Origin of the sequence: Olleya aquimaris (assembly GCF_003259525.1) — a bacterium.
Classification (GTDB): Bacteria; Bacteroidota; Bacteroidia; order Flavobacteriales; family Flavobacteriaceae; genus Olleya; species Olleya aquimaris.
This window is the reverse complement of sequence record NZ_QLLO01000009.1, coordinates 1-13,188: the sequence shown is the minus strand read 5'-3', so window position 1 is coordinate 13,188 and position 13,188 is coordinate 1. Positions and strand designations below refer to the sequence as shown.

At 34.7% G+C, this 13,188-nt stretch carries 5 protein-coding genes; 4 read left to right on the top strand and 1 reads right to left on the bottom strand.

The genetic code is table 11. The annotated features are described in order from the left end of the window. Positions 1–42: 42 nt before the first annotated feature. Together LY08_RS11545 and LY08_RS11540 are read left to right on the top strand one after the other, a co-directional pair. Positions 43–1,092: an isoaspartyl peptidase/L-asparaginase family protein gene (locus LY08_RS11545; protein WP_111660602.1), complete on the top strand. Its 1,050-nt coding sequence runs from the start codon at positions 43–45 to the stop codon at positions 1,090–1,092. A 118-nt stretch (positions 1,093–1,210) separates the two neighbouring features. Beyond that, positions 1,211–6,790 (top strand): Ig-like domain-containing alpha-2-macroglobulin family protein, encoded by a 5,580-nt coding sequence (locus LY08_RS11540; protein ID WP_111660601.1) that lies wholly within the window; start codon positions 1,211–1,213, stop codon positions 6,788–6,790. A 24-nt stretch (positions 6,791–6,814) separates the two neighbouring features. On the opposite strand, the gene LY08_RS11535 is transcribed toward LY08_RS11540, so the two are convergent. Then, the gene (locus LY08_RS11535; RefSeq protein WP_111660600.1) at positions 6,815–9,286 is read right to left on the bottom strand and encodes a T9SS type B sorting domain-containing protein; all 2,472 of its coding nucleotides are present in this window, start codon (positions 9,284–9,286) and stop codon (positions 6,815–6,817) included. An 87-nt stretch (positions 9,287–9,373) separates the two neighbouring features. Here LY08_RS11535 and pbpC point away from each other — a divergent pair, with 87 nt between their 5' ends. Further along, entirely contained in the window at positions 9,374–11,725 is a 2,352-nt protein-coding gene (pbpC, locus tag LY08_RS11530; RefSeq protein WP_111660599.1) for a penicillin-binding protein 1C, read from the top strand. A gap of 186 nt (positions 11,726–11,911) precedes the next feature. Beyond that, a partial coding sequence (locus LY08_RS11525; protein WP_317046888.1) for a fibronectin type III domain-containing protein occupies positions 11,912–13,188 on the top strand: 1,277 nt, incomplete at its 3' end.

Below are 13,188 nucleotides of genomic sequence, written 5' to 3'. Positions count from 1 at the left end.
CAAAAATTGCTAACTTTAATGCACCTTTAAAACCTTCAAAAAATGAAACATTACCATTTAATAGTCTGTTTATTTCTTCTTGCATTTAATTGTAAAAATAATGATGAAAACAAAGCAGAAACTTCTAAGCAAATAGCTACAAAAACTAATGAATTTGCAATAGTTATTCACGGAGGAGCAGGAACCATTTTAAAACAAAATATGTCCGATGAAAAAGAAGCAGAATACAAAGCTAAATTAGAAGAAGCTATTAGAGTTGGATATGACATTTTAAAACAAGGCGGTTCTAGTTTAGACGCTGTAGAAAAAACAATAAACGTTTTAGAAGATTCGCCTTTATTTAACGCAGGAAAAGGTGCTGTTTTTACCAATTCTGAAACTATTGAGTTGGATGCTTCAATCATGGATGGCAAAACATTAAACGCTGGTGCTTCTGCAGGTACTAAACATGTTAAAAATCCAATTAATTTGGCTAGAACAATTATGGAAGTCTCTCCTCATGTTATGATGGCAGGAGATGGTGCAGAAGACTATGCTAAAGAACAGGGATTAGAATTGGTTGAACAAGACTATTTTAAAACTGAAAACAGGTTAAATTCTCTAAAAAAAGTTAAAGAAAGAGAAGCAAAAAATGAAAAAACAATAGCGTTTTATGATGCAGAAATCAAAGATTCAAAATTTGGAACTGTAGGTTGTGTAGCTTTAGATAAATCAGGAAATTTAGCTGCAGGAACTTCTACAGGAGGCATGACCAATAAACGTTTTGGACGTGTTGGTGATGTCCCAATAATTGGTGCAGGTACTTATGCCAATAATGCCACTTGTGCTGTTTCTGGAACTGGTTGGGGCGAGTTTTTTATACGTGCAACGGTAGCGCATGATATTTCTGCTTTGATGGAATATAAAGGGTTGACGCTTCAGGACGCTGCAAATGAAGTTATCCAAAACAAAGTACCAAACTTAGGAGGTAATGGAGGAATTATTGCTGTAGATAAAAACGGTAACATGGTCATGGACTTTAATACTGCAGGAATGTACAGGGCATCCATGGACGATAAAGGCCAGCTGTACATTGGAATTTACAAGGAGTAATTTCAACTTTATAATAACTTTAACAAACAGTTTCAGGCTAAAACCTGAAAAACCAACGTAATTTATTTAACAAGTATCTTCCTGTTAAATATATTCATCATTTTAATCTTCTCCACTTATGCAATTAAAATCGTTTTTCTCCACCCTTTTAATCTTTACTTTATTTATTTCATGTAAACAAAAAGAAACCGAAACAGATAACCTATTTAAATTTAGAGATTATATTAGTTATACTACTTCTGGTAGAATTTCTGTTACAGACAACATAAATATTAACTTATCTAAAGTGGTTGAAGGCTGGGAAGCGGATCAAATATTAGAAAATGGTATTTTTAAAATCTCACCTTATGTAGAAGGAAAAGCAATTGTGGTTAATGACCATTCAATAAAATTTGTTCCTGATGAAAACCTAAAACCAGATACAGAATATACTGTTACCATTAATTTAGCCGAACTGTATAATGACCTTCCAAAAGAGTTTGATAAATACACCTTTCAGTTTAAAACTATCACTCCAAATTTTAATATCGAAACTAACGATTTGCAATCGTATTCTAAAGAATGGCAATACTTATTAGGAGTTGTAAAAGCATCTGATGTCATTACTTTAGACCAAGCAAAACAATTAATTGAAGCCTCGCAAAAAGGTAAAAATTTAAAGATTGAATGGAATGAAAAAAGTCAACCTTCAAAATATTTCCAATTTAAAATAGACAGTATCAACCGTTTGGTAAATGACTCTGAAATTTTAGTAAAATGGAACGGAAAACCTATAAAAGCAGATAATTCTGGCGAAAATACAGTTGCAATTCCTGGAAAAAACAACTTCAAAATAACTAATGTTACTGTTATACAAACTCCGGAACAATACTTATCTATTAACTTTTCAGACCCAATAAAAAAGCAACAAAATTTTGACGGTTTAGTAACTATTCAAAATAGTAAAAATCCAAAGTTTATTGTCAATGGTAACATTTTAAAAGTCTATCCAGAATCTAAAATTACTGGTAATGTACAGGTTGATGTATTTCAAGGAATCCAAAATACAGAAGGCTATAAATTAAAAACACTATTTAGCGAAACTATTGCTTTTGAAGATGTTAAACCACAAGTAAAACTGGTTAATAGTGGTGTGATATTACCAAACTCTCAAGAATTAAAATTCAACTTCGAAGCAGTTAATTTAAGTGCAGTAGATGTTAGAATTATTAAGATTTTTGAGGACAATGTTTTGCAATTTTTACAAGACAATAATTTAGAAAGTAATAATTCTAATCAAATTAGACGTGTGGGAAGACGTATAGCAAAACATACCATAACACTGATTGAAAATCCATTAGAAAATGATGGTAAATGGAAAACATACAGCATTGACCTGTCTAAATACATTAAGGCAGATCCTGGAGCAATTTACAGAGTAGAATTAGATTATAAAAAAGACTATTCTTTATACGATTGCGAAGCAAATACTAATATATCTAACAATGAAGATGAAGACGAATACTATGAAGACGAATATTATTACGAAGACGACTACTATTATGGTGGTGATTACAGCTATACAGACACCGAAGATGAAGACTTAAAAGAAGAAGAATATTGGGATAATATCACTTACAGCTATCGTAATAATAACTATAATTGGCAAGAGCGCAATAACCCATGTCATGAGGCGTATTATAGCTCTAATAAAGTGATTTCTCAAAATTTAATTGGCTCTAACTTAGGTGCAATTGTAAAAAAAGGTGCCAGTAACACATATCACTTTGCAGTCACTAATATTTTAAATACTAATCCAGAATCTGGAGCAAAAATCACCCTATATAACTTTCAGCAACAAGAATTAGCGTCAACTAATTCTGATAGCGATGGTTTAGCAAAAATCAAAACCAATAACCTTGCAGCTTTTGCAATCATTTCTAAAAATAATAATTACACTTACGTGAAATTACGTGACGGGAACTCACTTTCATTAAGTAAATTTGATGTGTCTGGTACAACCCTACAACGCGGATTAAAAGGCTACATTTATACCGAACGTGGTGTGTGGCGACCAGGAGATTCTATTCATTTAACGTTTATGCTAAATGATAATGCAAATAAATTACCTAAAAACCATCCTGTTAAATTAGAAGTCACTGATGCTAACGGAAAGTTAGCTTTTAAAAACATTACTAATAATAGCGTTAATAATTTCTATCAGTTTACTATCCCAACTGCAACAGAAGATAAAACAGGAAATTGGAATGCTAAAGTTAGTGTTGGTGGTGCAAAATTCTACAAAGGACTTAAAGTTGAAACGGTTAAACCAAACCGATTAAAAATTAAAATAGATTTTGAAGACGACGTCCTTAAATCCAACTCGCCTTTAAACGGAAAATTAGCAGTAAACTGGTTGCATGGTGCACCAGCAAAAAATATTAAAGCAGAAGTAAAAGCTAAGTTTAGCACATCTTACTCTGGTTTTGAGAATTACAAAGATTATATTTTTAGAGACCCTTCTAAAACATTTAATACGGAAGAGGTTACCGTTTTTGAAGGCAATGTAGATGCAGAAGGTTTAGCTAACATTACTAAAAACCTCAGCATTGGTCAAGATGCTCCTGGTATGTTAAACGCACAATTTTTAGTACGTGCTTTTGAAAATGGTGGTGATTTTTCTATGGACGCCTTTACTATGCCTTACGCACCTTACAAGTCCTTTGTTGGCTTAAAATCGCCTCAAGGAAAAGCCTATGGTTCCTTTTTTACAGATGAAAGTCACACGTTTGACTTAGTGACAGTTGACGATCAAGGCAAACCTATAAAAAGTAATAATTTAGAATTAAAAGTTTATAAAATAGAATGGCGTTGGTGGTGGAATTCGTCTTACGACAATCTATCACAATACACATCCAGCAGTTACCATAAACCCTTTTTAAATAGTAAAATCAATACAAGTTCAAACGGAAAAGCGTCCTTTACTATTAAAGTGCCAGATAACGAAGGAGGTCGTTATTACATAACCATTAAAGATCCTGTGTCTGGACATATGACAGGTCGTACAGCCTATTTCTACAAAAACTGGTGGCAACGTCAACCTTCTGGAGATAAAGAAACTGCTAAAATGTTAGTATTTGCAGCAGATAAAGAAAATTATAATGTAGGCGAAACTGCAAAAATCACGTTTCCTTCTGGAACAGAAGGTCGTGCATTAGTTAGTATAGAAAACGGTTCTGACGTTTTACAACACAAATGGGTGAAAACTAAAAAAGGAGAAACTACAGTAGATATTCCTATTACCAAAGACATGGCTCCAAATGTGTTTGTCAATATTTCCTTATTACAACCTCATGCGTCTACTGCTAACGATTTACCATTGCGTTTATTTGGGGTGATTCCAATATTAGTAGAAGATCCAAACACCAAATTAGAGCCAGAAATTAAGATGCCTAGTGTTTTAAAACCAGAACAAGAATTTGAAGTTTTTGTGTCTGAAAAAAACAATAAAGCCATGACGTATACAATTGCTATGGTTGAGGAAGGCTTACTAGATTTAACACGATTTAAAACACCAAATGCGTGGCAATCGTTTTATGCTAGAGAAGCTTTAGGTGTTAAAACTTGGGATGTTTTTGATGATGTCGTTGGTGCATATAGCGGTAGCATTGAGCAAGTGTTTGCAATTGGAGGAGACGGAAATGCTGCTGCTGGTAAAAACAAAAAAGCCAACAGATTTAAACCTGTAGTCAAGTTTTTAGGTCCATTTAAGCTAAAAGCTGGTGGAAGGCAAATCCACAAAATTAAACTACCTAACTACGTTGGTGCTGTTAGAACTATGGTTGTAGCTGGTAATAACAACACCGAAGCTTATGGTAGTACAGACAAATCCGTACAAGTCAAAAAACCATTAATGGTTTTAGCAACCTTACCTAGAAAATTAAGTCCAGGCGAAAAAGTAACACTTCCAGTGACTGTTTTTGCAATGGAGCCTAAAGTGAAAAACGTATCAATCAAGCTTAAGTTAAGTAACGGTATTACAGTGGTTGGTGACAAAACCAAATCCTTAACATTTGCACGTCCAGATGAACAAATGGCGTATTTTGAATTAGACGTTAGCAAAGCTAATGGGATTAATACAGTTGAAGTTATTGCCAATGGTAATGGCGAGTCTTCGACCTATAAAGTAGAATTAGATGTAGAAAATGTCAATCCAATGACCTCTAAAGGATCAAACGAAACTTTAGAAGCTAATAGCACTAAAACGATAGATTTTTCAACCTTTGGTGTTGCAGGAACCAATAGTGCAACTGTAGAGTTTTCAACATTACCTCCAATGGATTTTACACGTCGTTTAGAGTATCTCATTCGTTATCCTCATGGTTGTGTGGAGCAAACCACGTCTAGTGTATTTCCGCAATTATTTTTACAGGATATTTTTGATATTCCTTATAAACAAAAGCAAAATATCCAATCTAATATAGAAAACGGAATTAAGCGTTTGGGGCATTTTCAAAGACCAAATGGTGGCATGAGTTATTGGATGGGAGAAAATAATGCTAATGATTGGGGAACAAGTTATGCTGGACATTTTATGCTTGAAGCAGAAAAGAAAGGCTTTGTATTACCACTGACGTTTAAAAGTAATTGGTTGCGCTATCAAAAAGAAGCTGCGCAAAATTGGCGACCAAGCTACAGAACTTATAATTCTGACTTAGCTCAAGCGTATAGATTATACACCTTAGCATTGGCTGGAAGTCCTGATTTAGCTGCAATGAACCGCTTACGAGAATTTTCAGAGATTTCTAACGAAGCTAAATGGCGTTTAGCAGCAGCTTACGCATTAGCTGGACAGACCGAAGCGAGTAACAAAGTGTCAAGTACAGCTAATATCGAATTTAAAGCACCAAGATATAATTATTACACCTATGGTTCTGTGGATAGAAACCGAGCTATGGCTTTAGAAACTATGATATTAACCAAGGATAAACGCGTTAAAGACTTATCAGAAACCATTGCAAGATCACTATCTAGCGACCATTGGATGAGCACACAAAGTACAGCTTACAGCTTATTAGCTATGGCTAAAATGGTTAATGCTAATGGCGGAAAAGCAATGAAGTTAAATTTTACCATAAATGGCAAAACAGAAAGTATAGATACCAAAAGTGCAATTGCAGTAAGACCATTAGTGGTTAATGATGGTAACAATAGTATTACCATTAAAAACGATAGAGAGAACAGGGTTTACGTTACTGTTTTAAATTCTGGAAAATTACCTTTAAGTCAAGAATTAGAAGAACAAAGAGGCTTAACCGCTAATGTGGTTTACAAAGATTTAAAAGGCAATAAAATTGACATTTCCAACCTTCAACAAGGTCAAGATTTTGTAGCTACAGTACAAGTTACTAATACTAAAAACTACAGTGTAAACGATGTAGCATTAACACAAATATTCCCTTCTGGTTGGGAAATTGTAAACACACGTTTTACCGCTTTTGGAGCATCTACGTCTAGTCAAGCACGATTTACAGATATTAGAGATGATCGCGTTAACTTTTATTTCGATTTAGGAAAAAATCAAACCAAAACCTTCAATGTTATGCTTAATGCATCATATTTAGGAACTTATTATTTACCAGGAATACAAGCGGAAGCCATGTACGATAATGACTTTTTAGTTAGAAATAAAGGACAATGGGTTGAAGTGGACAAGTAATACATTCCCACGAAAGTGGGAATTTTAACGCTTTAAAGTAAAGTGTCCAACACGACGTTGACCATCAATTATTATAACATACCAATAATCAGACGTTGGTAAAGGACTACCATTAAACGTACCATCCCAAGAGACTGGTGCGTTTTTAATGCTTTTTAAAAGCTTTCCATAACGGTCAAAAATATAGACTTCAGAAGACTGATAATATTCCAGACCTTTTATATTAAAAGTTTCATTTTTAGTATCTCCATTTGGTGTGAAAAATTGAGGTATATAAAAATGAATGAAAGTATTAGTCACAAATGTATCGCAGCCAAAACTTCTTACATAAATAGTATATTGTCCACCTTCAACAGGTTCAAAAACATTAGAAGACTGAAACGAAATACCATCTAAAGAGTATTCAAAATTTCCAAAATTACTAGTTGTTACAACTATTGAATTTCCAACTGATTCAATAGTGCTAATAATTGGAGTTTCAATCTCTTCGACATTAAAAGTACTATTAGTTGTAGAACATCCATCTGTGATTTCTACCGTATAAACTCCTGGTTGATCTACTGTTATAAATTCGGTCATTTCACCAGTACTCCAAGTATACATTGGATTAGTGATGGTGGAAACTGCTTGTAAATCTATATCTTCATTTTCGCAAAAAGCAACATCTTCTTCTGTTACATCTATTGGTTGATCTCCTGAGACTTCCCACTGGCACGTTGTATCATTAAACGTTGCTACTTCCCAACATTCTAACCCTGTTGGTGCTACAGGTTGGGTTCCTGAAACTTCCCAAGCACAAGAGGTGTTATTAAACATTGCGGTTTCCCAACACGCTAATCCTGTAGGTTGTGCTGGTTGGGTGCCTGTTACATCCCAAACACAGGTTGTAGTATTAAAGGTTGCGGTTTCCCAACACTCTAAAGTGGGTTGGGTTGGTTGTGTACCTGTAATATCCCAAACGCATGTTGTATTATTAAAAGTTGCTATTTCCCAACATTCTAATCCTGTAGGTTGTGCTGGTTGCGTGCCTGTTACATCCCAAACACAAGTCGTATTATTAAAGGTTGCGGTTTCCCAACACTCTAAAGTGGGTTGTATTGGTTGAGTACCTGTGATATCCCAAACGCAGGATGTAGTATTAAAAGTTGCTACTTCCCAACATTCTAACCCTATTGGTTGCGCTGGTTGAGTACCTGTGACTTCCCATAAACAGGCAGAATTGTTGAAAGTTGCGGTTTCCCAACACTCTATTGTTGGTTGGGTAGGTTGTGTACCAGTAATATCCCAAACGCAAGTCGTATTATTAAATGTTACTGTTTCCCAACATTCTATGGTTGGTTGAACTGGTTGCGTACCTGTTACATCCCAAACGCAGGTTGTAGTATTAAAGGTTGCGATTTCCCAACATTCTAAAGTAGGTTGGATTGGTTGGGTACCTGTGACTTCCCACGAACAAGTTGCAGTATTAACCGTTGCGGTTTCCCAACATTCTACAGTTGGAGCTGCAGGTAATTGGTTGACAATAACTTCAAAAATTTCTGAAGTGACATAACAAGACGTATTACTTAAATTTACTGCAGATTCTGCAACTTTGGCTCTATAATAACCTGATGTAATAATTCCTGTTAATGTAATACTTTGTGAGGTTTCACCAGTAATATCTATCCACGTTGTTCCGTCTATACTGGTTTCCCATTGATAAAAATAGGAGCTAAACACAGAGTTGTCCGGTGTTACTGTTAGCGTTGTACTGTAAGGTGTTTGACTACTACAAAGAGTAACTGTATCAAAACTTGACGTATCATTTATAGAAATAAAGTCGCCACAAGTTTTAAACTCGATATCATCAATTGCTAAGTCATTTCCACATCCACCATTTCCATTATTTATCATTTTTAAAATAACAGCGGTTTGTCCTGGTAAAGTCTGAAAAACTAAACCAAATTCTTGCCAATTTGGCGAAGCTGTTTCTGTTATGTTACCTGTATCTCCTGAAGCTAACAGGTTGGTATCTGTATTGTCCCAAATTTCAAACCTCACGTTTACTGGAATAGAACCTGAAGGTTGTGTAGAGCAAAAAGTTCCTGCAATAACTAGATTAAGTAGCCATGCAGAGAACTCGTAAGTAGTGGATTCGCAAAGTCCAGAAACGTTTGTTCTGTAAAATTCGCCTGCAGAAAATCCTGCATTAACTATCAAACATTTTCCGTTTGTGTCTCCTGGAGTATGGTCTTCAGTTTGATGCCAATCGTATACATTTCCAAAAGTACCATTATCTACTGTGTAAAAGCCATCATTTGGAAATCCGTTTGCATAGCTGTAGGTAGTTGTTCCTGCTGGTAAAGTACTATTTACAGTACCTGTCCCAAAGGTTTCAGTAAAAATAGGGTCTCCAGAATTTCCGTTACAAAACCCTAATTGTGCGAATGCTAACTTTGAGCTAAAAAAAACACAAAATATTATGATTAAATTAAGAATGTACTTGTGTTTTTTCACGTTTTATTATTAAGTTACTTATCAAGTATAAATGTATTTATTTAAATTCACAATTATTAAAGCTACTAAAACACTATTGTATAGTTTATGTATAGGCTAATAAACCTTATTAAAAGGAATAAGAAAAAATCTGTATTACTATTAGTAGTATTAGTTATGTATTTTTTCTGTTTGCCAAAACAACTTTTTAAAGATCCTACCGCAACAGTAATAACAAGTAGCAATAATCTATTATTAGGAGCACAAATTGCAAAAGATGGTCAATGGAGGTTTCCCGAAAATGACAGTATTCCAGAAAAATTTAAAACGTGTATTATTGCTTTTGAAGACGAATACTTTTACAGGCATCCTGGTTTTAATCCAGTTTCTATTTTTAAAGCGTTTCAAGAAAATATAACTTCCGGAGAAATTAAACGTGGTGGAAGTACCATTACACAACAAGTTATTAGATTATCTAGAAAAGGACAATCCAGAACCTATCTTGAAAAAATTAAAGAAATCATACTTGCAACTCGCTTGGAATTAAGATATAGCAAGGAAAAAATCCTGTCGCTTTATGCAAGTCATGCTCCTTTTGGTGGAAATGTTGTTGGTATTGATGCAGCCTCATGGCGCTATTTTAATAGAGAGGCGCACAATTTATCTTGGGCAGAAAGTGCGACATTAGCAGTTTTACCCAATGCACCTAGTTTGATATATCCGGGAAAAAATCAAGAACTATTACTTAAAAAACGAAATAGATTACTCCAAAAATTATTAGAAAATAAATCTATAGATTCTCTAACTTATAATCTTTCAATTGCTGAAGGCTTACCGCAAAAACCATATGCCTTACCACAAATTGCGCCTCATTTATTACAAAATATTTCTAAAACTAATAAAGGTGAACGCATAAAAACAACTATTGACAAACGTTTACAAGAACAAGCAAATACTATTGTTCACAATCATTACAATACTTTAAAGCAGAACGAAATTTATAACATTTCCGTTTTAGTACTGAATGTAAAAACCAGAAAAGTTTTAACTTATATTGGCAATGCACCAACTGACAAAGCACATCAAAACAGTGTTGATATTATTAATAAACCAAGAAGTACAGGAAGTATATTAAAGCCATTTTTATACGCAGCAATGTTAGATGCTGGAGATATTCTACCAAATACTTTAGTGGCAGATGTCCCTTCGCAATTTGGTAATTATTCACCAGAAAATTTTAATAAAGAGTTTGATGGAGCTGTCCCTGCAAAACGTGCATTGTCTCGATCTTTAAATGTACCAGCTGTAAGAATGTTGCAGGAGTTTGGCTTGGATAGATTTCATCATTATTTAAAGGCTTTAGAATTAAAAGATATTAGGTACAATGCAAATCATTATGGTTTGTCATTAATTCTTGGAGGTGCAGAAAGTAACTTGTGGGATTTATGCAAAAGTTATGCAGCATTTTCATCAACAATTAATCATTTTAACGAAACGTCTTCTGAGTATTTTTCTAATGAATTTTGTGAACCTTCATTTTTTGATTCAACTATCATAGACTTTGGAAAAAAATCATCAGAAAAAACTGTGTTTGATGCAGCATCTATCTATTTAACATATGAGAGTTTAAAAGAGGTTAACCGTCCAGAAGGTGATGATAATTGGGAGTTTTTTGATGACTCCAAACAAATTGCATGGAAAACAGGAACCAGCTATGGGTTTAGAGATGCTTGGGCAATTGGAACTACCAAAGACTATGTGGTTGGCGTTTGGGTTGGAAATGCTGATGGAGAAGGTCGTCCTGGTTTAGTTGGTGTACAAGCTGCAGCGCCAATTTTATTTGATGTTTTTGATTTATTACCAAACAGTGATTGGTTTAACAAACCTTTTGATGAAATGCTAGAAATTGAAATTTGTTCTAAAAGTGGTTACAGAGCTTCTGCTAATTGTCTAGAGAAAAAACTTCAATTTGTACAGCAAAGCGGTTTAAAAACAAAACCTTGTCCCTATCACAAACTTATACATTTAGATGCCAATTTGACTTATCAAGTTAATTCTTCATGTGAAGATATTAGTCTAATTAATCATCAATCATGGTTTGTTTTACCACCTTTAATAGAATACTACTACAAGAAAAAAAATCCTTTTTATAAATCACTTCCTCCTTATAGGGTTGATTGTTTAAGTGAAAATGAAGTCGGAATGCAGTTTATTTACCCAAAAGAGTCAAGCACCATTTTTCTTCCTAAAGATTTTGATGAAATAGTCAACGAGCTTATTATTAAAGTTGCACATTCTAAAAAAAACAGCACCCTTTTTTGGTACATTGATAAAACTTACATAGGTCAAACTACTGATATTCATAATATGGCAATAATTCCTGAAATTGGTCAACATACAGTGACCATCATTGATGAATATGGCAACGAAATACAAAGAAAACTTACTATTTCTAAATAAATCATCTTCACTCACTACAGAACTGATAATTTTTTAACAAAATATCATCACTTCATCGAAAAAAAAAGCATTACATCTATCTGTGATATAATAGTCTATTTAATAGTATACCTTTAAATGACTAAACTAATGTTTCACACAATATTTTTCATATAAAATTTAAACTAACACATCAATTTCATAACAATGAAAAAAACTACCTTTATTTTAGTTTTGCTACTGTCATTAATAGGCTGGCAAGCTAATTCACAAGTACTTAATCAGCCAGCCAATTGGCCAAATACCAACTGGACAGTTACAGGAACTTACAACACAGCTCCTGCAGCTTTTGAAGCAGATCCAACTACTACCGCAAACTTTGCATTTGACGATGATGATGCTGGTAGTACCAGTTCGGATAATATCCAAGCAGAATCACCAATCATAGATTTGACTGCAGCATTTACTGCTGGAGAGACGTGGTTGTTTGTAGATTTTGATTATGTTTTTAATTGGATAAGTGCAGATGCTATTGGTGCAGAGTATTGGGATGCAGATGCAGGCACATGGAATCCATGGGGAGCACCAATACAAGCCGATACTGCTGGAGCACCAACAGATAATTTTTGTTCTGGTACTACAGAAGCTTTTACCTCAGAACAATTAAACATTGCAGGCTTTACTGCGACACAATTATCAGGATTTAAATACCGTTTATTTTATGATGATGGTGGCATTTGGGGATGGGGATTTTGTATAAATTCTCCAACAGTAACCTCTCAAGCGCCTCCAACCTGTCCAGATATTACAGGTTTAACAGCTACAACAACTGGAGATAGTACTGCAGACATCTCATGGAATGCAGGAGGTACAGAAACCGAGTGGCAAATTTGGGTACAACCAGCAGGAACAGGTGTGCCAACTACAGATGGAACAGTTACGACATTAAATGCACCATACCCAGCAACAGGATTAACACCAAGTACAGCGTATGAAGTATATGTAAGAGGTAATTGTGGTACAGATGGTTTTAGTAATTGGATAGGACCAGTAAACTTTACAACCTTTAACACACCACCACCACCACCAGTAGGAGTAACTTGTGCAAGTGGTGCGTCAACCTTTGTTTTTACAGAAGACTTTGGAACTGACACTAACACCAACCCGTCAGGATGGACTGGGACAGGTTTTGATGGGTCTAATGGAAATTGGGACATCACTGCAGTAAGTGGTAACTCAACAGGTACAGGACCAAACATTACTTGGGATGGTGTTGCAGGAGGCATGCATCTAGAATATGAAGCGTCAGGAAACGCAACAACTATTGCATCAGCAATCACACCAGCAATCGACTTATCTACAGCTGTAGATGGTGCAGAGCTATCGTTTTACATGCATGCGTTTGGTGATGATATTGGAACTTTAAATGTAGGTGTTAGTACCTCTCAAACAGGACCATTTACTACAGAATATGCTTGGGTAGG

Bases quoted from the DNA above. Each gene is read 5' to 3' on its own strand.
- LY08_RS11545 (WP_111660602.1), top strand. From the start codon at position 43: ATGAAACATTACCATTTAATAGTCTGTTTATTTCTTCTTGCATTTAAT.
- LY08_RS11540 (WP_111660601.1), top strand. From the start codon at position 1,211: ATGCAATTAAAATCGTTTTTCTCCACCCTTTTAATCTTTACTTTATTT.
- pbpC (WP_111660599.1), top strand. From the start codon at position 9,374: ATGTATAGGCTAATAAACCTTATTAAAAGGAATAAGAAAAAATCTGTA.